Source organism: Streptomyces sp. NPDC053673, from assembly GCF_055585225.1.
Genome location: NZ_JBVJKN010000003.1, coordinates 171,145 through 197,195, shown reverse-complemented (window position 1 = coordinate 197,195; position 26,051 = coordinate 171,145). Strand labels below are relative to the sequence as shown.

The 26,051-nt window shown below is 72.3% G+C and carries 6 protein-coding genes and 1 pseudogene; 6 read left to right on the top strand and 1 reads right to left on the bottom strand.

The window, feature by feature from the left end; translation table 11 throughout:
* The first annotated feature begins 55 nt into the window (after nt 1-55).
* Both ACZ6ZQ_RS06655 and ACZ6ZQ_RS06650 read left to right on the top strand, forming a co-directional pair.
* Nucleotides 56-1,243 carry a family 2 encapsulin nanocompartment cargo protein terpene cyclase gene (locus tag ACZ6ZQ_RS06655; protein ID WP_469767463.1) on the top strand — a complete coding sequence of 396 codons (1,188 nt, stop codon included), beginning with the start codon at nt 56-58 and terminating at the stop codon, nt 1,241-1,243.
* Between the two features lie 15 nt (nt 1,244-1,258).
* On the top strand, nt 1,259-2,143 hold the full coding sequence (locus tag ACZ6ZQ_RS06650) for a geranyl diphosphate 2-C-methyltransferase (protein WP_469767462.1): 885 nt from the start codon (nt 1,259-1,261) through the stop codon (nt 2,141-2,143).
* A 53-nt stretch (nt 2,144-2,196) separates the two neighbouring features.
* On the opposite strand, the pseudogene ACZ6ZQ_RS06645 reads toward ACZ6ZQ_RS06650, so the two are convergent.
* A pseudogene (locus ACZ6ZQ_RS06645) lies at nt 2,197-3,819 on the bottom strand (AMP-binding protein); the annotation flags it as partial.
* Nucleotides 3,820-4,493: 674 nt separating this feature from the next.
* Here ACZ6ZQ_RS06645 and ACZ6ZQ_RS06640 point away from each other — a divergent pair.
* The 4 genes from ACZ6ZQ_RS06640 to ACZ6ZQ_RS06625 all read left to right on the top strand — a co-directional run bounded on the left by ACZ6ZQ_RS06640 (nt 4,494) and on the right by ACZ6ZQ_RS06625 (nt 26,019).
* Nucleotides 4,494-5,747: an NAD(P)/FAD-dependent oxidoreductase gene (locus ACZ6ZQ_RS06640; protein WP_469767461.1), complete on the top strand. Its 1,254-nt coding sequence runs from the start codon at nt 4,494-4,496 to the stop codon at nt 5,745-5,747.
* A 444-nt stretch (nt 5,748-6,191) separates the two neighbouring features.
* Nucleotides 6,192-7,469, top strand: coding sequence for an aromatic ring-hydroxylating oxygenase subunit alpha (locus ACZ6ZQ_RS06635; protein WP_469767460.1), 1,278 nt, complete (start codon nt 6,192-6,194; stop codon nt 7,467-7,469).
* A gap of 2 nt (nt 7,470-7,471) precedes the next feature.
* Complete coding sequence (locus tag ACZ6ZQ_RS06630; protein WP_469767459.1) at nt 7,472-16,897, top strand: amino acid adenylation domain-containing protein; 9,426 nt, start codon at nt 7,472-7,474, stop codon at nt 16,895-16,897.
* Nucleotides 16,894-26,019, top strand: coding sequence for an SDR family NAD(P)-dependent oxidoreductase (locus tag ACZ6ZQ_RS06625; protein WP_469767458.1), 9,126 nt, complete (start codon nt 16,894-16,896; stop codon nt 26,017-26,019). The genes ACZ6ZQ_RS06630 and ACZ6ZQ_RS06625 overlap by 4 nt, the downstream gene beginning before the upstream one ends.
* The last annotated feature ends 32 nt before the right edge of the window (nt 26,020-26,051 follow it).

Below are 26,051 nucleotides of genomic sequence, written 5' to 3'. Positions count from 1 at the left end.
TGCGGTGCCCCGGACAGCGGCCGTCACCCCCACCCACCTCACCAAGGAGCTACGGATGCCCGGTCCTGGGCCTTCTCCTCTGCAGTCGAGCCTTCCTGACGCTGCGGCCCGCTTCGGGGCCCATGTTCTCACCAGCACTCACACGCAACCGAGCCCTGTCCTCGAACGGATCCTGCGCGGCCCCAGTGGTCTGGGCACGGCGAGCCTGCGCCTGGTCCGGCGCGAGGAGTCGCCGGCGCAACCGGCGCCCGAGGCACCGGTGGAGGGCAAACCGATCCCGGGCCTCTACCACCACCCGGTGCCGGAGCCCGACCCGGCGCGGGTGGCGGAGGTCAGTCGCAGGATCAAGGACTGGGCGGTGGACGAGGTCGAGCTGTACCCAGAGGAGTGGGAAGGCCAGTTCGACGGCTTCTCCGTCGGGCGCTACATGGTTGCCTGCCATCCGGACGCTCCCACTGTCGACCAACTGATGGTCGCTGCACGGCTGATGGTCGCCGAGAACGCGGTCGACGACTGCTATTGCGAGGACCACGGAGGTTCGCCCATCGGCCTCGGTGGACGCCTTCTTCTGGCGCACACCGCCCTCGACCCCCTTCACGCGCCGAAGGAATACCAGCCGCAGTGGGCGGAGTCGCTCCACGCGGACGCCCCTCGGCGCGCTTACCGCTCCGCCATGGAGTACTTTGTCCGACAGGCCACCCCCTCCCAGGCCGACCGGTTCCGGCACGACATGGCCCGTCTGCACCTGGGGTACCTCGCAGAGGCCGCCTGGGCCCAGACGGACCACACCCCCGAGGTGTGGGAGTACCTGGTGATGCGGCAGTTCAACAACTTCCGTCCCTGCCCCACCATCACCGACACCGTCGGCGGCTACGAACTGCCGACGGACCTGCATGCCCAGCCCGCCATGCAGCGTGTTCTCGCGCTCGCCGGGAACGCCAGCACCATCGTCAACGACCTGTACTCGTACACCAAGGAACTTGCCGGCCCCGGTCGGCACCTGAACCTGCCGGTGGTGATCGCCGAACGTGAGGGCATCGCCGACCGTGATGCCTATCTGAAGGCGGTCGAGGTCCACAACGACCTCATGCACGACTTCGAAGCCGAAGCGGCCGCTCTGGCCGCCTCCTGTCCCGTCCCGAGCGTGCTGCGCTTCCTCCGGGGAGTGGCCGTATGGGTCGACGGCAACCACTACTGGCACCAGACCAACACCTATCGGTACAGCCTGCCCGATTTCTGGTAAGAATTGGAGTCCCCTGTGACCAGCACCGAGCTCACCACCATCAACGGCACCTCCGCGTTCGTTCCCGCTCCGGCGTCGCCCTACCAGGGTGACATCGCCCGTTACTGGGATCACGAGGCCAGGCCCGTGAACCTGCGTCTCGGCGACGTCGACGGGCTTTACCATCACCACTACGGCATCGGCGACGTCGACCACGCCGCCCTCGGGGACGCAAGCGAGAGCGAGTACGAGAAGAAACTGGTCGCCGAACTCCACCGTCTGGAGTCGGCGCAGGCCGAAGTTCTCCTGGACCACCTCGGCTCCATCGGGCGCGACGACACGGTGGTGGACGCCGGCTGCGGCCGGGGCGGTTCGATGGTCATGGCCCACCAGCGGTTCGGATGCAAGGTCGAGGGCGTCACCCTCTCGGCCAAGCAGGCCGATTTCGCGAACCAGCGCGCCCATGAACTGGGCATCGAGGACCATGTTCATGCCCGCGTATGCAACATGCTCGACACGCCCTTCGAGACGGGGCGGGCCGCGGCCTCGTGGAACAACGAGTCGAGTATGTACGTCGACCTGCACGACCTCTTCGCCGAGCACTCCCGCATCCTCGCGGTCGGCGGCAGCTACGTGACCATCACCGGCTGCTGGAATCCGCGCTACGGACAGCCCTCGAAGTGGGTCTCCCAGATCAACGCGCACTTCGAGTGCAACATCCACTCCCGCCGGGAATACCTGCGCGCCATGGCCGACAACCGTCTCGTACCGCAGACCATCATCGACCTGACTGCCGCGACCCTCCCCTACTGGGAGCTGCGGGCCACGTCTTCTCTGGTCACCGGCATCGAAGAGGCGTTCATCAACTCCTACAAGGACGGCTCCTTCCAGTACCTCCTGATTGCAGCAGACCGTATCTGACAGGGCGCCGACCGAAGGGGCCGGGCCCGTCCGCCGACGGACCCGGCCTGGTCTCAAGGGCGGTTGCGCAGGATGGGGAGCAGTGCGTCGAGCACGGAGGCGTCCTCGATGGTCGCGGGGACCGGCTCGTCCCGGCCGTCGGCGATACCACGCATTGTCTTGCGGAGGACCTTGCCGGAGCGGGTCTTCGGCAGTGCTGGGACGACTGCGACGTCGCGGACGGCCGCGACGGGGCCGACGTCGCGCCGGACGGCCGCGACGAGTTCGGTGCGCAGCTGCTCCGGGTCCGGGTCCGCGCCGGACTTGAGCACGACGAGGCCGTAGGGCACGTGTCCCTTGAGGTGGTCGGGGATGCCGATCACGGCGCATTCGGCGACCGCGGGGTGGGTGGCCAGGGCGGCCTCGATGGCACCGGTCGACAGGCGGTGTCCGGCGACATTGATCACGTCGTCGGTACGGCCCATGACGAAGAGGTAGCCGTCGTCGTCGAAGTAGCCGGAGTCGCCGGTGTGGTAGTAGCCGGGGAACCGGCTGAGGTAGGACTCCACGAACCGGTCGTCGGCGTCCCACAACGACTGGAGCGCGCCCGGGGGCAGCGGCAGCCGGATCGCGATCTCGCCCTCCCGGCCGGGCGGCAGCGGTCGTCCGTCGTCGTCCAGGATCTGCACGTCCCAGCCGGGGACGGGCACTGTGGCCGAGCCCGGCTTGACGGGCATCGCCTCCAGGCCACGTGGGTTGGCCGCGATCGCCCACCCGGTCTCGGTCTGCCACCAGTGATCGGTGACCGGGACGCCGAGGACCTGTGAGGCCCAGTGGTAGGTCTCCGGGTCCAGACGTTCGCCGGCGAGGAACAGCGAGGTCAGGGAGGTGGTGTCGTACTTCTCGAGCTCCGCGGCGGCCGGATCGGCCTTCTTGATCGCCCGGATCGCGGTCGGCGCGGTGAAGATCCCTTGCACGCCGTACTCCTGGACCACCCGCCAGAAGGCGCCCGCGTCAGGGGTGCCGACGGGCTTGCCCTCGTAGACCACGGTCGTGGCGCCGACCAGCAGCGGGCCGTAGACGATGTAGCTGTGGCCGACGACCCAGCCGACATCCGAGACGGTCCAGAAGACGTCGCCGGAGTGGATGTCGTAGATCGCGCCCATCGACCAGGCGAGCGCGACCGCGTGCCCGCCCGCGCTGCGCAGCACCCCCTTGGGGCGGCCGGTCGTGCCGGAGGTGTAGAGGATGTAGAGCGGATCGGTGGCCGCGACCGGGACCGGCTCCACGGGCCGCGCGCCGGGCACGATGTCGGCCCAGTCCAGATAGCCGGCGCCCAGATCGGCCCTGAGGGCCTCGCGCTGGAGCATCAGGGTGTGCTCGGGCCGGTGGGAACTGAGCGCGAGTGCCTCGTCCAGGATCGGCTGGTAGGCCACCACGCGGTTGGGCTCCAGCCCGCAGGAGGCGGCGACGACCAGCTTGGGACGGGCGTCCTCGATCCGGGTGGCGAGCTCCTTGGGCGCGAACCCGCCGAACACCACCGAGTGCACTGCTCCGAGCCGGGCGCACGCCAGCATCGCCATCACGGCCTCGGGGACCATCGGCATGTAGATGACGACCCGGTCGCCCCTGCCGACACCCAGTCCGGCCAGCGCACCGGCGAGACGTGCCACCTCGTCACGCAGTTCGCGGTAGCTGAACGACCGCTTCAGGCGTCCCCGGCCCTCCTCGCCAACCCAACTCCACCCGGACCCTGGTGGTCGACACCTGTACGTTGGCACCCTTTGGCAACGACATGGCGGGGCTTCGCTCCGTGGCCTTCCAGCCCCCCAAGCCTAGGTGTCCAGGGTCCCGCACAACACCTGCCGGTCCGGCGGTGGCCGGCCGCCGGGGTATCGCAAGCGGTGCTCCCGTAAAAGATCTCGATGGCCGAGTTCGGCCACGCTCTGGCGTGGTTTATTCATGTAACTTCTCGGGTTACGTCAACTGAGTAATTGCAGGCTCGACATGGGGAGCTCATTTTTGGGAGAGGGCTTTTCGCTTTACCTACTCTATGTGTACTCCGCCGGCTGTTTTCTCACCGAGCGTGGCCGTGCGTCCGGAGTTCTGAGTTGTGACACAAGCCATAGCATGGTCGAAACACCCCATCTCGAAAGGTGCATACCGTGCCATCTTGTCTCGTCAGGCATCACCCCATGGGACGGAATGAAGTATTCAGGCATCGAATCACAATGGCAGGACATTGCCGTCTCACTACCAACCATTGACCTTCGTTGGCCGATACTCATAGCCTTCACGTCAATATCGGCGCCGGGGAGCACGGAGCGCCGGAAGCCGGGCCTGATTCACTGTCAGGTGCCTGATCTGATTCATGGGGGATCGCGTGTACGACGTCATTGTTGTGGGTGCCCGCTGCGCCGGCTCGCCGGTCGCCATGCTCTTGGCGCGACTCGGACACCGGGTCCTCGTGGTGGACCGGTCCTCCTTTCCCAGCGACACCGTTTCGACGCACTACATCCACCAGGCGGGGCTGCTGAAGCTCCAGGAGTGGGGCCTGCTCGACGAGATCGTGGCGGCGAAGACGCCGGCGATCCGCAAGATGCACTACACGTACCGGGGAATCGAGCTCAACGGGTTCGCCGACCCCGTCGACGGCATCGACGCCGTGTACTGCCCGCGCCGCACCGTGCTCGACGAGATCCTGGTCAACGCCGCGCGCCGGGCCGGAGCCGAAGTGCTCGAGGGCTTCACCGTCTCCGACGTCATCGCCTCCGACGGCCAGGTGACGGGCATCCGCGGGCGCGAGGGCGACGGGCCGGAGCGGGAGTTCCGGGCCTCGGTGGTCATCGGCGCGGACGGCTTCCACTCGACGGTCGCCAAGAAAGTCGGCGCGGAGCTGTACAACGTGCGCCCCGCGGCCGGATTCATCTACTACTCGTACTACAGCGGCCTCGACTGGGGCCTGCACCACAAGACCGGCCTCAACGAGCGCTGGTTCGGCAGCTGGCCCACGAACGACGGGCTGAGCATGCTGGCTGTCATCTGCACCCGCAGCCAGCTGAAGGACTTCCGCCAGGACGTGGAGGCCCGCTTCCAGGCCGTCTTCGACGACGTCGACCCGGAGATGGGCGCCCAACTGCGCGAAACCGGGCGGCGCGAGGAGGACTTCCGTCCCATGCGCTACCCGGACAACTACTACCGCCGCGCCTACGGACCCGGCTGGGCCCTCGTGGGCGACGCCGGCTACCACAAGGACCCCTACACCGGGTGGGGCATCACCGACGCCTTCCTCCACGGGGAACTGCTCGCCGAGCGCATCCACCAGGGGCTGTCCGGAGAGCGTCCGATGGACGAGGCGCTGGCCGAGTACAACAAGGTGCGTGACGAGGAGAGCGCCGGCGTCTACGACTTCACCACCACACTCGGCGAACTCACCGAACTCCCGCCGTTCTTCAGGGCGACGATGAGCGCGATGAGCGCCAGCCAGGAGTGGACGAACAAGATGCTCGGCCTGATCGGCGGCGTGGTCCCGGACTACGAGATCTACGCGCCGGAGGCCCTGGAACGTCTCTACGACGACGCGGGCGTCCCGCAGGAGGAGCGGGTCTACGATCCGGCCGCCTGACCTTCCGGCACCGCGGCCCCGGTCGGGCCGCGGTCCGGTGCAGCGACCGCAGCGACCGCAGTGACCGAAGCGATCCATGCAGCCGAAACGCCCCGAGCGCCGGGCGCCGTGACACCACGCGCGCACCCCGTCGCGCCCCGGGCATCACGATCCGTACGGCGTGCGTCGCGTGGCGACGGGCGGCCGGCACTGTGGTGCACCGGCTCAGGGGCGCGGTGGCACAACGGCGCCGCCGGTTTGCCGATCGCCAACCCTCTCCCGTCGTTCCTGTCCCGGATTCCGGGCCGACCGATGCCGCCGCCGTGCATGGAGCGGCGCCGGTGCCTGCCACCAGGCACCACAGCGCTCTCCACGGCACGGGCGCTCCGGTGCGCAGACCACACGGCCCGGGGCCGGCACTCCGCCACCGCCTTCCACGCACCTCACCCCGAGGGAGCCCAGCAGATGACGCGCGCGTCCAGCATGTTCGACCTCATCAGCGAGCAGTCCGAGCAGCGGCCCTACTTCGAGTCCGGCGGCATCGGCCGGTCGCACGAGTTCTACACCGGGGAGGAGCAGTACCGGCGGGAGATGTCGCGCATCTATGGCCGGCACTGGCTCCCGGTGGACCATGTCTCCCGACTCAAGGAGAAGGGCGCCTACAGCACCCTGAACATCGGCAGCGGATCCGTCCTGCTCCTCCACGGCGACGACGGCATCCAGGCGTACCACAACTACTGCCGGCACCGGGGCTACAAGCTCGTGGAGGAGGCCAGCGGCAAGCGGCAGAGCCTCGTGTGCCTCTACCACTGCTGGGTGTACGACCGGAACGGCAAGCTCAAGAGCCTCAACGGCACCTACTTCGACCACTTCTTCGAGAAGGAGAAGAACGGTCTGTTGCCCATCCGCACCGAGATCCGTCACGGCGTCGTCTTCATCACCTTCTCCGACGACGCCCCTGACCTCGACAAGGCCCTGGGCGAGTTCGGGGAGTTCGCACGCGTCTACGAACTCGCCGGCCTGGAGTGCGTCCAGGCCAAGGACTACCCGGTCGCCTCGAACTGGAAGCTCGTCGCCCACAACGTCAACGAGAGCCTGCACTTCCCGACCGCGCACAAGGACCTGCACCGCATCACCGACTTCGACGACGCGGGCACGTACGACCTCGAGGGAGACATCGTCGGGGCCTGGCAGTCCATCCGCAGCGGCTTCAACTCCGTATCCATGACGGGACACAGCCGGCGCACGCCCATGCCGCTCGTGCCCGAGGCCGACCGGCAGAGGATCAACTGGATCACCATTCTGCCCAACCTGCTGTTCGGGTTCACGACCGACTACGTGATGATGCAGTGGGTCTGGCCCGAGAGCCCCGGCACCTGCTTCGTGCGGCACTTCTGGCTGTTCCACCCGTCCGAGACCGCCAAGAGCGACTTCTCCCACGAAGCCGTGTTCGCCCTGTGGGACAAGGCGAACTACGAGGACTGGCAGATGTGCGAGCGCACCCACCGCGGTCTGTCGAACCCGCTGTGGACCCCCGGTCAGCTCTCCCTCGACGAAGAGGTCGTCTCCCAGATCGACGGCTGGGTCGCCGCCCGGACCGCGGACCCCGCGCAGGACGCGGACAGCAGGAACAGCCTGAACGGTACGCACGGCGTGCGCGGTACGCCCGGCACGAACGGCACGCTGAACGCGGAGAGCACCGACCCGGCACGCCCCGCCGAGCCCGCCGCGGCAGAGGGGTGAGCATGACGACCAATTGCTACATCATCGGGGGAACCAGGGTCCTCACCCAGTGCGCCGCACAGCTGCTCGACGCGGGCGTGCGCATCGAGGGAATCCTCAGCGACGAGCCGGCGGTCGTCGCGTGGGCGGGCGAACACGCCGTGCCCGTGCTCGACCCGCACGGCGACCTGGGGGCGACGCTGTCCGAGCGGAAGTTCGACTACCTGTTCAGCATGGTCAACTTCCGCATTCTGACTGCGGACGTCCTGGACCTGCCCGCGGTCGCCGCGGTCAACTTCCACGACGGGCCCCTGCCCCGCTACTCCGGCAGCAACGTACCGGCCTGGGCCCTCTACGAGGGCGCGACCCGGCACGCGGCGACCTGGCACCGGATGACGGAGGCCGTGGACGCCGGCAACGTCCTGCTCGAACGCTGGTTCCCGGTCCGCGACCACTCCACCGCGCTCTCACTGACGTACGAGACCGCCGAGGCCGGGATCGAACTGTTCAAGGACCTCGTCCCGCACGTCGTGGCGGGCACCCTGCCCGACCCCGTCGACACCGGTGACCGCGAGCGGCGGTTCTACCGGCGGTCCGCCCGCATGGCCTCCGGCGGGCTCGTCCACGCCGGCACCTCGGCCGCCGAGGCCACCCGCATCTCCAAGGCCCTGGACCACGGCAGCTTCCCGAACCCGCTCGGCGTACCCACGCTCGTCACCGAACAGGGCGCCGTCCTCACCCGGCAGATCCGGCTCATCCCCCGGGACGAGCCCCGCACGGACACCGTCGTGCAGTCGGTGACCACCTCGGCGCTGACCCTGTCCGCCCCGGACGCCGACCTCGTCCTCAGCGACTTCGCCGCCGTCGACGGCAGCGCCCTCAGCGGCCAGGCCGCCGCACAGCGACTCGGCGCCGTCGAAGGCGCACCCCTGCCTCCCGTCGGCGAGGAACGGCTCGCCGCCATCGCCGCCGCCCAGAAGCCGCTGCGGGCCCACGAACCGTGGTGGAGCGCGCGGCTGCGGGACCTGCGCCCGGCGCGGCTGCCCGTCGACGACTTCAGCGCCGGCGCGGCGCACTACGGCCGCTACGAGCTCGCGTTCGTCCCCGGCTCCCGCGAGGAGGCGATCGGTGTCGTCCGCGCCTTCCTCGACGTCGTGGCCGAGCGCGCGGGCGAGCGGACCTTCGACTTTGCCTGGTCCTCGTCGGCCGCCCGCGTACGGGCCGAGGAAACCCACGGCATCGCCGCCGCGCGCTTCCCCGTACGGTTCGACGGCGACAGCGCCCGTGCCCTGCGCGAGAAGCTCGACGAGGCCGCCGCCCGGCACGGCTACGCCGCCGACCTCGAGGTCCGGCTCGGCCTCGCGGGACGCCCCCTGGGCTCCGGGGAGCCGACGTTCACCGATGTGATGGTCCTCGAACGCAGCGCGGGGGAGGAGGCGTCGGCCGAACCGCACACCGAGATCGCGCTGCTCTGCCTGCAGGACGGCCCGCCGACCGTCTTCATCCGCGACACCGCGATGGGACGCGACGAGGCACTGGAGTTCACCGAGCGGGTCGAGGACCTCGCCCTGGCCGCCCTGTTCCACGGCGACGGGACGCAGCCCGCGCCCCGGCCCGACGCCACCCGGCCGGACACCGAGAAGACGACGGAGACCACGGCGACGACGGCACCCGGCAGCGCGACCGTACTCGACCTGTTCGCCGCCGCGATCGCCGGCCGGCCCACGGCCACCGCCGTCCGCAGCGGCACCCGCACCCTCGACTACGCCGCCCTGGATGCCTGGGCCGACGCGATCGCCGCCCGTCTGCACGACCAGGGCATCGAGTCCGGATCGGTCGTCGGTGTCCTGGTCGAACGGGACATCCACCTGATCCCCGCCCTCCTCGGCATCCTCCGGTCCGGCGCCGCCTTCCTCCCGCTCGACCCGGCGTACCCCACGGACCGGCTGCGCGGATACACCGAGATCGCGCGGTGCGACCTGATCCTCACCGACCGCACCACCCACGCTCTCGGCGCCTCCCTGGGCACCGCCCTGCGCGTACCGGAGGCGGACGGCTCGGCATCGGCCGTGCCGCCGCGGGTCGATACGCACGACCTCGCCTACCTCCTGTTCACCAGCGGATCCACGGGCACCCCCAAGGGCGTGGAGATCGAGCACGGGGCGCTCGCCAACTTCCTCACCGGGATCGGCGAGCGGCTGGGCTCCTCGGCCGAGGAGGCCGTACTCGCCCACACGACGGTCGCCTTCGACATCTCCCTGCTGGAACTGTTCCTGCCGCTGACCGTCGGCGCCACGGTCGTCCTCGCCTCGCGCGAGGTGGCGCGCGATCCGCAACGCCTGGCCGAACTGGCCGGCGAGGTGACCGTCGCCCAGGCCACGCCGAGCATGTGGCGGCTCCTGCTGGCCACCGGGTGGACCCCGCACGCGGAACTCACCGTCCTCTCGGGCGGCGAGGCCCTGCCGCGGAGCGTCGCCGAGGGCCTGCACACCTCGGCCCGTGTCCTGTGGAACCTGTACGGCCCCACCGAGGCCACCATCTGGGCCTCCGCCCACCGCGTCACCTCCGTGGGCGCATTCGTCCCGCTCGGCGAGCCGCTGCCGAACCTGCACCTGCACGTCCTGGACGAGCAGTTGGAGCCGTGCGCACCCGGTACGACGGGCGCGCTCTGGATCTCCGGCGCCGGACTCGCCCAGGGGTACGCCCACCGGCCCGACCTCACGGCGGACGCCTTCGTCGTCCACCCCGTCACCGGGGTACGCCTCTACCGGACCGGTGACGAGGTACGGCTTCACGCCGACGGCGCCATCGAATGGCTCGGCCGTGCCGACGCCCAGGTCAAGGTGCGGGGCAACCGCATCGAGCCCGCCGAGATCGAGCAGGTGCTGGAACGGTTCCCCGGGATCACCGCGGCCGTCGTCGCTGCCGCCCGCTTCGAGGGCCGGGGCGAACCGCGCCTGACCGCCTATCTGGTCGGCGACGGCCTGCCGGCGAAGGCCCGGCTGGACGAGTTCGTCGGCGCCTCGCTGCCCGACTACATGGTGCCGGACGCCTACGTACGGATCGACGCGCTGCCCCTGACCGACAACGGGAAGGTGGCGCGGACCCGGTTGCCGCTGCCGACGCGCGACACGGTTCTTCGCGCCGGTGCGGCGCCTGCCCCGTCCGTCACCACTCCCGCACCTGACGTCGCCGCTGCGCCTGCCCCGTCCGTCACCGCTCCCGCACCTGACGTCGCCGCTGCGCCTGCCGTTCCCGCAGCCGCCGCCCTCACCGCGGAGGCACTGACCGAGCTCATCGCGCGCGTCTTCGCCGACACCGTGGGCCAGCCCGGCTTCGCCGCGGACGCCAACTTCTTCGATCTCGGCGGCGACTCGGCCAACGTCACCGTCGCCGCCGTACGCCTCAGCCGCGAGCTGGGTGCGGAAGTCACCGCTCCGTCGATCTTCGCGACCGGCACCGCGACCAAGCTGGCCCGTCTGCTGGCCGCCGACGGCCTGGTGCAGATCACCGAGCCGCAGCCGCAGCCGCAGCCGCAGGCTCAGCCGGAGCCGGGGCCGGAGGTGCACACCCCCGTCTCCGCGGCCGCCGGGCCCCCGCGTGAGACGGCGGCGGAGGGGAAGAGTCCGTCCGTGAGGGTCGTGGCGGAACCCGAACACCCCGGGCCCGTGCGGGAGGACGCCCCCGGCAGTGCGCTGGCCGTGGTCGGGATGGCGTGCCGGTTCCCCGGCGCCGCCACCCCGGACGAGTTCTGGCTCAACCTGGTCAACGGCGTCTCCAGCGTCGGTGACGCGCCGGCGGGCAGGCGCGGCTGGGCCCACCTGTGGACCGAGGCCGAGGCCGACGAGGTGCAGATGGGCTGGGTCGACGGAGTCGAGTACTTCGACCCCGCACGCTTCGGCCTCACCGACCGCGAGGCCCGGCGCCTGGACCCTCTGCAGCGCATCCTGCTGAGCGTGACCGCCGAGGCGCTGGAGAGCAGCGGCCACGACCACGTGTCGCTCGGCGCCGGCACCGGCGTCTTCATCGGCACGATCGCGAGCGACTTCCCGGAGCTGGTGGCGCGGAGCATCGGCCACGGCGACCCGCACGTCGCCACGGGCACCGCGATCTCCATGGTCGCCAACCGGCTGTCGCACGTCTTCGACTGGTCGGGACCGAGCGTGGCCGTGGACACGGCGTGCTCGTCGTCCCTCGTCGCCCTGCACCAGGCCGCCCTGCACCTGCGGTCGGGTGACGTCGACGCCGCCGTCGTGGGCGCGGCCAACCTGGTCCTGACGCCGGACAAGACGCGCTCCTTCGCACGCAACGGCATGCTGTCCCCCCAGGGCGTGTGCCGGGCCTTCGACGAGGGGGCCGACGGTTACGTCCGCGGCGAGGGCTGCGGCGTCGTCGTCCTGAAGCGGCTCGCGGACGCCCGGCGCGACGGGGACCCGGTCCTCGCCGTGATCCGCGGTACCGCCGTCAACCACACCGGCGGGAGCGCCGGCTTCCTCACCGCGCCCAGCAGGCCCGCCCAGACGGCGGTGCTGCGCAAGGCACTCGCGGCCTCCGGGGTCGCCGCCGGCGACATCGGCTACGTCGAGGCGCACGGCACCGGCACACAGCTCGGTGACCTCACCGAACTCGAAGCGCTGCACGCGGTCCTCGGCAAGGAGGCAGCGCACCCGGTCGCCGTGGGATCGGTGAAGACGAGCATCGGCCATCTGGAGCCCGCCGCCGGCATCGCCGGACTCATCAAGACGATCCTCGCCCTCCAGGCCGGAAGCATCCCGCCGTCCCTCAACTTCACCACCCCGAACAAGTCGTTCGACTTCGCGGCCTCGCCGCTGTTCGTCGCCGGCCGGCAGCTGCCCTGGGAGGGGCCGCGGATCGCGGGCGTCAGCAGCTTCGGCTTCGGCGGCGCGAACGCCCACGTAGTGGTCGAGGCCGCTCCCCGCGTCGACGAGGACGCCGCGGACCGCGACCGGCTGCCCCGGCTGCTGACCCTGTCGGCGGTGTCGGAAGCGGCGCTGCGCACCCTGGTGCACCGCCTCGTGCTGATGCTGCGCTCCCCGTACTGCCCGTCCCTCAGGTCGCTGAGCGAGGCGAGCCGCAGGCGTCCGGCGGAGGCACACCGGCTCGCCTGCGTCGTCGACAGCCTCGAACAGCTCGACGACAAGCTGCGGCTTTTCCTGGCCGGCGTGGACGAGGCCCGCTCCCTCTACCTGGGGGTGGCCGACGGCTCCGGGCGCACGGAGAAGGCGACGGCCCAGGACGGGGCGAGCCGCGAGGAACTGGAGGCGGTGGCCCGGAAGTTCATCACCGGCGCGGACCTCTCCACCGGGCCGGGCAGGGCGGGCGTACGCTTCCCGACCGCGCCGCACGACGAGAGGTACCTTTGGCTGGAGCCGACCGGACAGCCGCGGCCGCAGCCGACGCCCCCGGCGCCGGGCGAGGCCCGGCCCCGCGCGGCCCATCAGGGTGACGTCCACGGCGAGGCCGCCGCGACCGGTCGTACGACCGACTCGTGGGCGGAGCTCCCCGAGGCCGCCGAGCACGTGGTCCTCGGCAAGCCGACCCTGCCCGGGGCGGCCTACCCCGGCAAGGTGGCCGAGTTCGTCGGCCGCGAACGGTTCGGCCTACGCGACCTGACGTTCCGCAGGAGCGTCGAGACGCCCGCAACCCTGTCGGCCGAACACGACGGAGCACAGGTCTCGTTCCGCGACGGCAACGGCGCCCTCGTGTGCACCGCCGAGCTGACCGCGCCGGAACACCCGGGGCTCCCCGTCCCGCCGTCCGGCGACGGCTTCACCACCGTCGAACTCGACGCGCTCTACCGCGCGTTCGAGCGCGACGGACTCTTCTACGGCTCCGCCTTCCGGACCGTCGCCGCCCTCTCCACCGCACCCGGTCAGGCGACGGGCGTGCTCCGCGCCGGGGCCGCACCCGACGGTGTGGTCGACGCGCGGCTCCTTGACGGAGCCTTCCAGGTCGCCCTCACCGCGTGCGGCGCTCAGGGCCTGTACGTGCCATTCGCCGTCGAACGGCTCACGGTCCTCGGCCGTATCCCGGCCACAGTCCGCGTGTACGCCCGGCGCGACCGGGAGACCGGTCCCGACTCCGGTCTGCTGACCGCGAGTCTGGTGATCCTCGACGGTGACGAGCCGGTGCTGGAAGCCCGCGGCATCACCTGGAAGCGGCTGTCCAGCACGCCGTCGGCCGGTGCCCCGCGTCCCGTCACGGCCCGGGGCATCGGCGCCGGTTCCGGCCGGTCCGTGGCCCCGGCCGCCGAAAGCAACGGTCACCGTTCCGTGCCCGCCCGGTCCGCCGGCACGGGACGGGGCGACGGTCTCGACGCCGCCCTGGCCCGGTGGGTGGCCGACGCCCTGGAGACGGGGATCGACGAGCTCGAACCGGACCGCCCGTTGCAGGAGCAGGGGCTCGACTCCGTGCTCGCCGTCGCGCTGGCGCAGGACCTCCGCGCCAAGCTGGGCGTCGACATCCCCGTGACCCTCGTCCTCGAAACCGGATCGGTCGACCGGCTCGCCGCCGAGCTCCGTGAGGAGTACGGCGTCACCACCGTGCCCGGCGAAGCCGCGTACACCGCGGTGCCGGAAGACGCCACGCATACCGCGGAGCCTGGAGACGCCGCGTACGCCGCGGAGGCTGGAGACGCCGCGTACACCGCGGTGCCAGGAGACGCCACGCTCTCGGATCCTCGGGACCGGCAACTCGCCCCCGTGACAGAGCCGTTCGTCACTCCCGCTGCGTCGGCCGCCGGCACGGCCGACCCGGAGCGTCACGACATCGCCGTCATCGGCATCGACGGTGTCTTCCCGAACGCCGCCGACACCGAGGAACTGTGGCGGGTCCTGCTCGACGGTGAGGACTGCCTCAGCGAAGTACCCGCCTCCCGCTGGGACATCGACGCCTACTACGGCACCGACGGCAGGCCCGGCACCGTGTACCTCAGGCGGGCCGGCTTCGTCGACGGGCTGACCGACTTCGACCCCGGGTTCTTCCGGCTGTCGCCCGCCGAGGCGCAGTGGATCGACCCGCAGCAGCGGCATCTGATCCAGTCGGCGTGGCGCGCCCTGGAGGACGCAGGGCTGGCGGGGAAGCCGCACCGCTCCACGGGCGTGTTCGTGGGCGCCAGTTACCAGCACTACCGCGACGTGGTCGTCGACGACGTCGTCCAGACCGCGGCCGGCCTCGGCAACCACAACGCGATCCTCGCCAACCGGCTCAGCTACTTCCTCGACCTGCACGGCCCCAGCATGACGGTCGACACGCTCTGCTCGTCGTCGCTGGTGGCCCTGCACACGGCGGTGCGGAGCATCCGCAACGGGGAGTGCGAGCAGGCGATCGTCGCCGGAGTGCACATGGGGATGTCGCCCCAGTACTTCCAGCTCGGCTCACGCCTCAGGTCGTTCTCGCCCACCGGCAGGTCGCGCGCCTTCGACGCCGGTGCGGACGGGTTCGTACCGGGCGAGGGGGTCGTGTCGGTCGTGGTGAAGCCCTTGGCGGCGGCGCTGCGCGACGGGGACCGGGTGCGCGGTGTGATCCGGGGGACCGCGGTCAATCACGGCGGCCGTACGAGCGGCCTGACGGTTCCCAGCGGTGGGGGGCAGCAGGAGGTCGTGGCCGCGGCTCTGGCGGACGCGGGGGTGTCGCCGGAGTCGATCGGTCTGGTCGAGGCGCACGGCACGGGCACGGGACTGGGCGATCCGATCGAGGTGGAGGGGCTGACACGTGCGTGGCGCCGCTTCACGGCGCGGTCGCAGTTCTGCGCGCTGGGCTCCCTGAAGAGCAACATCGGCCACCTGGAGCCCGCGGCAGGGCTCGCGGGGCTGGTGAAGGTCCTGCTGGCGCTGGAGCACGGGGTCGTCCCGCCGACGGTGAACGTGTCGCGGCCGAACGACCACATCCGCTTCGAGGGAACGCCGTTCTACCTCGCGGACCGGCCCGTCGAGTGGCCGCGTACGGGCGGGCCGCGTCGTGCGGCGGTGAGCGCCTTCGGCATGGGCGGGGTCAACGCGCACGTCATCGTCGAAGAGGCACCGGACGTGCCCGCCCCTGCGGGCCTGGTGCAGGACAGTCATCTCGTACGGGTCACCGGCGTCGACGAGGCCGCCGTGCGCGACCTCGCCACCGCCTACGCCGACCACGTGGCCGTCACGCCCGAGGACCGGCTGGGGCACGTCGCCTTCACCGCGAACACCGGCCGCGCCGCCCAGCGCCACCGTGTCGCCGTGCACGGTGCCACCGCCCGGGAACTGGCCGACCGGCTCACCGACGTCGCGGCCGGCCGTACACCCGTCGTCCGGCGCACCGGCAAGCCCGCCACCACGGCCTTCCTGTTCACCGGCCAGGGCTCCCAGTACCCCGGCATGGGCCGGGACCTGTACACCACGGAACCGTGCTTCCGCGACGCGCTGCACGAGTGCGCCGACCTCCTCGTCCCGCACACCGACGTCCCGCTGCTCGACCTGCTGTGGGGCGACGCCCAGCACCTGCTGGACCAGACCCGGTACGCGCAGCCCGCCATCGTCAGCGTCGAGGTGGCCCTGGCCCGGTACCTGGAGGCCGCCGGGGTGCGCCCCGACGCCGTCGCCGGGCACAGCCTCGGCGAGCTCACCGCCGCCTGGGCCGCCGGTGTGCTCTCCCTGCCCGACCTGCTCCGCCTGACCGCCCTGCGCGGACGCCTCATGCAGGACCGGCCCTCGACCGGCGCCATGGCGGTCGTCCACACCGACACCGACACCCTCACCGCCGCGCTGCGGGCCCATCCCGGCCTCGAGATCGGCGCCTACAACGCGCCCCAGGTCCACACCGTCACGGGCCCGGCCGACGCGCTCGCCCGCTTCCGCGAGGAGACCCCGCACCGGACCCAGCTCCTCACGGTCAGCCACGCCTTCCACTCCGCCGACATGGAACCGGCCGTCGCGCCTTTCGCCGAGGCCGTGGCCGCCACCGCCCTCAAGCCGCCCGCCATCCCGTTCGCGGCCACCCTCACCGGGACCTGGCACACCCCGGACTCCGCCGTCGACGCCGGGCACTGGGCCGAGGCCGTCCGCCGGCCCGTCCGCTTCACCCAGGCCCTGACCGCCCTCGCCGAGACCGGCCCGCAGGCCGTCTGGGAGATCGGCCCCCACCCCCACCTCACGCCCCTGGCCCGTACGACCCTCGCCGAGCCGCACCCCGTCTGGCTCACCACCCTCCACCGCGGGCGCAAGGACCAGGTCCAGCTGCACACCGCCCTGGCCGCCCACCACAACCGCACGGGCGCCGACCTGAACTGGAGCGCGCTCCACGAGGGCAAGCAGCACCGCACGACCACCATTCCCACCTATCCGTTCCACCGAGAGCCGCTGGCCGCGCCCCCCGCTCGCCGCCGCGCCGTGACGAACGCCGTCAGCCACCCGCTGTTCGACCGCCACTACGAGCACCGGAGCGAGGGACAGTGACACACCGAGCCGAGACCTACGAGAAGACCTTCGCGGGACACGAACCCCTCATCGCCCAGCACCGCGCCGCGGGCACCGGACTGCTGCCCGCCGCGGTGCAGATGGAGATGGCGATGGTGGGCGTCGCCCGGCTCGGGCCGTTCACGCCGCTGGAGCTCACCGACGTGGCCTTCCTCAGGCCCCTCACCATCGCCGACGACGCGACGGCGGCCGTCCGGCTCGACGTCGGCCACGACCCGGACACCCGCTTCGAACTGAGCATCGTCGTGGCCGGGGCACGCAAACAACTGTCCACCGGCCGCGGTCGGCCGCTCCCGGACGGCTCGACGCCCAGGGTCGTCCCGCAGGTGACCGGCATGCGCACGATCACCCCGGACGACCTGTACGAGAGCTGGTCGCGCGCCGGCCTGCGGTACGGGCCCGACTTCCGCACGGTCCGGGAGCTCACCGTCGGGGAGGGCGCCGCCCGAGGCGTCCTCCGCAGCGACGCCGAGCCCATGCCGTGGTTCGCCCACCCCCTGCTGACGGACGGCGTGTTCCAGGTCGTGAGCTGCGCGCTCCAGGACCTCTCGGGAGCGACCGGACCGCAGCCCATGCTGCCGATCGGCGTGGCCCGCATCGCCGTCCACACCGATCTGTCCGCCCTGTCGTCCGGGGTCGAGGTCCTGGTCCGCAGGACCGGTGCCGACGGCGCCTACTCGACGGCCGACGCCGTGCTCCTCGGGCCTTCGGGCGAGGTCGCCGCGGAGTTCGAAGGTGTGCGCATGCGCCGTACGACCGCGGTGGCGCCCGGACCCGGCCTGGACGCCGAGCCGTCGGGGCAGGCCGTGCAGCCCGTCTCCCGCATCCACTGGCGGCCCGCGCCCGGCCCCGAGCGCGAGCCTGCGCAAGGCACCTGGGTGGTCCTCCACCACGGCGACGCCTCCGGCGAGCGCACCGTCCGGCAACTGCGCGCCGAGGGTGCCCGCGTGGTGGAGGTCGGCCTCGGCACGTCCGCCGTGCACCCGGCACAGGACCGCGACCGCCTCGTCCTGCCGCACGCCGACGAGGACGGATTCCGGCGGCTGTGGGAGGCCGTCGGAGACCCGGTGGCGGGAGTCGTGCACCTGTGGACCGCGACCGAACCGGCCGACGACAGCGCGGAGGACACCGAACTCCGCGCCGGACTGTACGGGTGCTTCGCCGCCCTGAAGACGCTCGGCGAGCGGCAGCGCAAGTCCCGCTTCCTCGTGGTGACTCGGCACGCCCAGCCGGTGGCGGACGACGACACGCCCGTGCCCGCCCGCGCGGCCCTGTGGGGTCTCGTCCGCACGGCGGCCATCGAGTACCCCGGCCTGCGCCCCCGGCTCGTCGATCTCGACGACGCCGCCGCCGACGACGACGCACTCACGGCGGAACTCGGCGACGGCCCCACGGAGGTCGGCTACCGGCACGGCGTCCGCCACGAGCCCGTACGCCTGTTCGGCGAGCAGGCCCGCCCGGCGTGCCGGCCCATCAGGCAGGGCGGCCGCTATCTCGTCCTCGGCGGGCACGGGGGACTGGGCCTGGAGGTGGCCCGCCGGTTCGCCGCGGAGGGCGCCGGACTCGTCGCGCTCGTCAGCCGGAGCGGCGCGGCGGGCGCCGCCCCGTCCCGCCTGGCCGGGATCGGATCGGCGGGATGCACCGTCGTGTCGTACGCCGCCGACGTCACCGCCCCGGGTGAGCTCCGGGCCGTCGTGGAACACATCCGAGGCGAGCACGGCGAGCTGCACGGCGTGGTCCACGCGGCGGGCACTCTCAAGGACGGACTGATCCGGTCCACCACCGCCGAGGACATCACCGCGGTCATGCGGCCCAAGGCCGACGGCGTCCGCGAACTCGCCGCCGCCGTCGCCGGAACCGACCTCGATTTCGCCGTCCTGTTCGCCTCCGTCTCCGGCACCTTCGGCAACCTCGGCCAGGGCGGGTACGCCGCCGCCAACGCCTACCTGGACGCCTTCGCCCACGCGCACGGCATGCCCTGGCTCAGCGTCGACTGGGGCCTGTGGGGCGAGGTCGGCATGGGCACCGCGGTCGCGGACCAGCTCCGGCGCCGGGGCGTCCGGCCGCTGGGCACGGCCGAGGCCCTGGACGCGTTGATCGCCGTCCTGGGCGGGGCCGCCCGCCAGGTGATCGTCGCCCACCCCGACGGCACGGAGCCCCGGCCGAACGCCGGCGACCGGCTGGCCACCGCGGCCACGCGGACGCCGACCCGCCCGGAACACGACGACTTGGGCGGCGTACACGCCGAAGCGGGCCGGGAGAGGGTGGAGGACGAGCTGGAGCGCTTCCTCGCCGAAGGGCTCGGCGTGGCCTCCTTCGACCGCCGCACACCTCTCGCCGACTACGGCATGAGCTCCATCATGAGCGTCGAGCTGTCGGAGGAGCTGTCCCGCCGGTGGGGCCTCCACCTCCCGGCCACCCTCTTCCTGGAACACGGCGACTTCGCGGAACTCGCACGGGCGTTGACGGACCGGTACGGTGCGGCCGGCGCGGTGCAGGCGCCGGCCGCCCGGGAGACTCGGGAACCGGCGGCGCCGGCCGCGCAGGACGTGCGGGAGCCCGAGCCGGAGGCCGCCCCGGCTGCCCGTCCTCAGCGGGCGGACACCGCGCGGGGCACGGACGTGGCCGTGGTCGCCGTCTCCGGCGACCTGCCCGGAGCGCCCGACGTGGCCGGTCTGTGGCCGCTGCTGCGCTCCGGCGGACACGCATTCACCGAGATCCCGGCCGAACGCTGGGACATCGACGCGCACTTCGAGCAACGCGGCCCCCGCATGACGGGGACCTACTGCCGCACCGGCGCGTTCCTCGACGACATCGACCGCTTCGATCCGTCGTTCTTCGGCATCTCCGCGCGCGAGGCCGAGGAGATGGACGCCCAGCAGAAGCTGCTGCTCGAACACGCCTGGGCGGTACGCGACGAGAGCGGTCTCGCCGACCGCCGCGACATAGGCGTCTTCGTCGGCGCCACGTACACCCACCACCGCGACGCCCAGGGCCTGGACACCGTCGGACCGCACACCGCGCTCGGCTCCCTGAACGCCGTGCTGGCCAACCGCATCTCCTACGCGCTCGACCTGACGGGCCCTTCACAGACCGTCGACACCCTGTGCTCCTCCTCCCTGGTCGCCGTCCAGCAGGCGGTCGCCGCGCTGCGCGTCCGAACCTGCGCAGCCGCGATCGTGGCGGCCTGCCACGTCGGGCTCACCCCCTGGTACTACCGCAGCCTCAGCCAGCTCGGGGCCCTGTCGGAGACTCTGCCGCGCCCCTTCGACGACCGCGCTGACGGCTTCGTCCCCGGCGAGGGAGCGGTCGCCGTCATGCTCAGGCGTCTTGAGGACGCCGAGCGCGACGGTGACCGGATCTGGGGCGTGATCCGCGGGACGGCCGTCAACCACGGCGGCCGCGGCAGCGCCCTGCCCGTGCCCCGCAGCGAGGCCCAGACCGCCGTCATCCGCGCCGCCCTCGACGACGCCGGCGTAGCCCCGGCGGACATCTCCCTGATCGAGAGCCACGGCACGGCGACCCGGCTGGGCGACCCGATCGAGATCGCCGCGCTCACCGAGGTGTTCGGCGACGACCCGGACCGGCGTATGCCGGTGCACATCGGCTCGGTGAAGGCCAACGTCGGCCATCTGGAACCGGCCGCCGGACTCGCCGGACTGGTCAAGGTCCTCCTTTGCCTGCGGCACGGGGAGATCCCGCCCCTCGCGGGCCACGAGACCCCCGGCACGCACTTCGACCTCACCGGCGGGCCCTTCGTGATACCGACGGAGCCGCGACCGTGGCGCTCCGACGGGCCGCGCCGTGCGGGGATCAGCGCCTTCGGCATGGGCGGCACCAACGCGCACATCGTCGTGGAGGAGTACTCCGCCGCACCGCCCGCCGCGGACGCCCCCGTGCCCTCCCGTCTGGGCGAACACCTCCTGCTCCTGTCCGCGCACACGCCGCAGGGGCTGGCCCGGCGCGCGGCGGACCTGGAACGACTGCTGCGGGCCGAGCCGTCGGCCGCGGGTGCGCTGTGCCGCTCGGCCGACGTGGGGCGCGAGCACCTGCGGTACCGCGTGGCGGTCCTCGGCTCCACGGCCGACGCCCTGCTGGCCGGGCTGGCGCGGACAGTGCGCCGGGGCGGCGATGCCCACGGGTCCGTCCTGCGCGACGGGACGGTCCTGGAGAGCGGCGCCCGTACGGCCGACGCCGCGCTCGCCGCCCGGATGGCTCCCTTCACGTCGTACACCCCCGAACGGCTCGCGGCCCAACTGCGCGTCCCGGACGACCGGTTGAGCACCGGGCTGGCCTTCTTCCACGTCGGCGGCGGAACCGTCGACTGGCGCCAGGTGCACGAGGGGACGCCGGCCCGGCGGGTCACTCTGCCGCCCTACCCCTTCCGGGCCGAATCCCTTCGGACGGGCTCCACGGGGACGCAGGACACGGACGAGGGCACGGACGAGGGCCCGGTCGACGTGACCGGGACCGTTCACCGGCTGTCCCGCGCCCACCGCGTGTTCGGTGAGGAGACCGTGCCGGGGGCGCTGACGCTGGCCCTGGCACTCGGGAGCGCCGACGTCCTGCGGCGGATCGCGTTCGTGGGCCGGGGCACCGGACTCCACGCCCTCACCAGCGACCTGGACGATCCCGCCCGCACGGGGCCGGTCACCTTCCGGCACGGCGACCGGATCGTCGCCCGTCTCGAAACGGGCCGCGCGGACGAGGCGCTGGGCGACCCGTCCGGCGACCGTGACATCGACGCCCTGCGCGCGGGGCTCGACCGGACGCTGGAACCCACGGGCCTGTACGCCTGGTTCGCGGCCAAGGGGATGGACTTCGCCGCACCCCTGCGGTCCCTCGCGGAAGTGCGCTTCGGGCCGGCGCGCGTGCTCGCCCGGGTCGACGGCTCCACCGGCGACGGCCTGGAGAGGGCCGCGGTCGCCCTGGACGCCGCCCTGCAGAGCATGGCTGTCCTGACCCTGGCCGACCCGGCCGCGGCGTCGGCGACCTATCTGCCGGTGTCCATCGGGCGGGTCGTACGGCGGGCCGATCCTGCGCGGACGGCCCACGTGCTGCTCGACGCCGACGACACCGCGCCGGACGGGTTACGGCGCGGGCACGCCACCCTGCTGTCCGCGGAAGGCCGGGTGCTGGTGCGCCTTGAGGACGTGGAGTACCGGACGGTGACGGGGAAAGGCGTACCCGAAGCGGCCGAGGAGCCGCGGCAGGACGTGCCCCGGCCGGCCGTGAACGCGTCCTCGCCCGCCCTCGGGGCCGGAATCGAGGCCTCGGTGGTCGCCGTGGTGCGCAGCGCCCTGCACGATCCGAGCGTCACGCCCACCACCTCGCTGTCCTCCGCCGGGCTCGACTCGATGCTCGCGACGGCCATCGCGGCCGACATCGAGGAGACCCACGGCGTAAGGCTGAGCCCCACGGACGTCCTGGACGCGGCGGACTGCCGCGCCCTGGCCTCATGTGTCGCCGAGCAGACGGACGCGCCCGGCAGGACCGCCGCACTTGCCACGCCCTCGGTCACCGCCGAACCCACGCCCGACCCGAAGGACATGGCCGTCATCGGCCTCGCCCTCGCCCTGCCCGGCGCCCGGAACCCGGCAGAGTTGTGGTCGCTGCTCACCCGGGGAGGCATGGAGATCGGCCCCGCGCCCGCCCACCGCTGGGGGACGTACGCGGAGGGCTCGGAGTCCGACGTCGGTGGCTTCCTCGGCAACGTCGAGGAGTTCGACGCCCGCTTCTTCGACTTCTTCCCCAAGCAGGCCGACGTGCTCGACCCCCAGGCCCGCTGGCTGCTGCGGACGACCTGGGAGGCACTGGAGTCGGCCGGCCTCCCGCCGCATCAACTCTCTGCGTCCACAGGCGTGTTCGTGGGCGCCAGCTACCAGCACTACCGCGACTACAACATCGCGCCGGAAATGGACGCCCACAGCGGCCTCGGCAACCACAACGCCTTCCTCGCGAACCGGCTCAGCCACTTCCTGGACCTGCACGGTCCGAGCATGACGGTGGACACGTTGTGCTCGTCGTCGCTGGTGGCCCTGCACACGGCGCTGCGCAGCATCAGGAACGGCGAGTGCGAACAGGCCATCGTCGCAGGTGTCCGGGTCGCCATGTCGCCGTTGCACTACGTGGCCATGAGGAACCTGCGGGCCCTGTCACCTTCGGGTGCGTCGCGTGCTTTCGACGCGGCGGCGGACGGGTTCGTGCCGGGTGAGGGTGTGGTGTCGGTGGTGGTGAAGCCGTTGGCGGCGGCCCTGCGTGACGGTGACCGGGTGCGCGGTGTGATCCGGGGGAGCGCGGTCAACCACGGGGGCCGCACAAGCGGGTTGACGGTGCCGAGCGCTCGCGCGCAACGGGACGTCGTCACGGAGGCTCTGCGGGATGCGGGTGTCTCGCCGGAGACGGTCGGGTTGCTGGAGGCGCATGGTACGGGGACGAGTCTGGGTGATCCGATCGAGGTCGACGGGCTGACCCGGGCTTGGCGGGTGCACACCGGTCGGGCGCAGTTCTGTGCGATCGGGTCCCTGAAGTCGAACGTCGGTCATCTGGAGCCGGCTGCGGGTCTGGCGGGTCTGGTGAAGGCCCTGCTGGCGATGGAGCACGAGGTGATTCCGCCGACGCTGCATGTCACCCGTCCCAATGACCACATCCGTTTCGAGGACACTCCTTTCTACCTCGCCGACCGTGTGCGGCCCTGGCCGCGTGGTGGACACCCGCGGCGGGCCGCGATCAGCGCGTTCGGCATGGGCGGTGTCAACGCCCACGTCATCGTCGAGGAGCCGCCGCCGGTGGCGGTCCGCGAGGGGGCGGTCCAGGACGGCCATCTGGTGCGGGTGACCGGCGTCGACGACGTCGCCGTACGCGCCCTGGCCACCGCCTACGCCGACCGCTTCGACACGGCACGCGACGACTGGGAGACCGCCGACCTCTGCCACACGGCCAACGTCGGTCGCTCGCCCCTGGAGTTCCAGACGGCCGTGCGCGGTCGCGACGCCGCCGAGCTCGCGACGGCGCTGCGTACCGTCGCCGCCGGCAGAGTGCCGATCGCCCGCGTCGACAGCGGTCTGACCGCCGAACAGGCCCTGGGGGACACGGTTCCGGCCGGGGGGCCGGACCGCCACACCGCCGTCGTCACCATGGTGCGAGCCGGATACGCGCACGTTGAATGGGTGGCGCTCTCCGCGCCCGGAGCACGGGTCACGGACCTGCCCACGTATCCGTTCGTTGCCCAGAAGCACTGGCACGTGCACGAGGCCGTGGCATCGACCGTCCCCGAGGCAGCCGCAGCCGCAGCCGGAACCGCCGCCAGAACCGCCGCCACGGCCGGCGGCGCGACGGCAGAAGCAGAAGCCGGGCGCCGCCCCGAAGCACTCCGGGTCGAGTGGCGCGTCGGCGAACCTTCCCCTTCCCTCCCCCCGTTGGGGCGTTCCTCGGTGCGTCTCGTCACCACGGACCCCGCCCTGCGGGACGCGCTCACGGCCGCTCTCGGCGACCGGGGCACGGCAGTCGAGGAGACCGGGCTGAGCGCTGACACGGTCGTCGTGGTGGACACCCCGAGCCGACAGGCCGCCGAGCCGTACGACCTGAGCGCGTTCTGGTCCGAACTCGGCGCCCTCGTCGAGGCGTTGCCCGCACACGGAAAGCTGCTCTGGGCGGGACACCACGGCGCGGCCGTGCACGAGGCGGAACGTGGACGGCTTCGTCCGGAGGCCGCCGCCATGGCCATGGCCGTGCGGGCGGCCTGTGCGGAGAGCCGGAAGCACTCCGCCGTCGTCGACCTGGACCCGGCAGACCCGGCCGACGTCCGGGCCCGGCAGGTCGCCGCCGAGTACGCGGCCCTGCTCCACGGCCCCGACGCCGATCCGGGCACGGACCCGCTCTCCGGCACCTTCGCGGCCTACCGCCACGGCATCAGGTACGTACCGAAGTCGGTCACCGCCCCGCCCGGTCCGACCTACGAGCCGTCCGGTGCCGGGTACTACCTGGTGACCGGCGGACTCGGCGCGGTCGGACAGCGTCTGATCCGTCGGCTCGTCGACCGGGGAGCGCGTCATATCGGCGTGGTCGGGCGGTCCGTGATGGACGATGCCCACTCCGTACCGCTGCGGGAGCTGTCGAGGCAGGCAGAGGTGAAGTATCTGCCCTGTGACGTCTCCGACGCGTCGGCTCTGGCCGCCGTGACGCGGGAGTTCGGGGCGCGCTGGGGCCGGCTGCTCGGTGTCGTGCACTGCTCCGGCGGGGTCAACCCCTTCGGCGCGATGCACCGCCGGCCCTGGAGCGACGCCACGAAGGTCCTCGCCCCGAAGATCCCCGGCTCGCTGAACGCCGTACGCCTGGCTCAGGAGCAGGGCGCCGACTTCGTGGTCCTGGTGTCCTCGATCGCGGGCACGCAGGCCCGGGCCGGCCGGGGCCTGGTCGACTACAGCCTGGCCAACGCCTACCAACTGGCGTTGGCCGAGGGCGAGAACGGCACCGCCACCACGGTCACCGCGCACGCGTGGCCCAACTGGACGGGCACCGGCATGGAGGCGGACGCGTCCTACTCCGCCGCGCACTCCATCGGCTCCGACGAGGCGGCGGACGCGTTCCTCGACCACGTACGGTCGGGCGGCGCGGTCGTCTTCCCCGGCACAGCTCCCACGCCCGCGGAGCCCGGCGCTCCCGCCGTACCGGCGCGGGTCGCGGCGCGGTCCGGGACGCGCGGCGCGGCCACGGAGATCCGCAGCGTGATCTCCCCACCGACGACCGGCGGACGGGACCACGACGTGATGCGCGGTCATGTGCGGGACGCCTTCGTGCACGTTCTGGGCGAGGACCCGGGCGACCGCCCGATCCAGGCGCTGGGACTGGACTCCCTGGTCATCGCCGAGCTGACCACGGCCCTGGAGCAGCGCGGCGGCCTCACCATCGATCCGTCCCTGCTGATGCGGGCCCGTACGGCCGACGACATCGCGGCCGGTCTCGCCGCGGCCACTCTGGGCTGTTCCACGGCCCCCGCGGAGGAGGCGTCCCCGGTTCGCTCCGCGGCCTTTGACGACCAGCGCGTCTCGGCCCTGAGCGCCCTGCTCCATCCGCTGCTCACTCGTGACCGGGACCGGTGACGCCATGACGACGGAGCCGAACGAAAGGACTG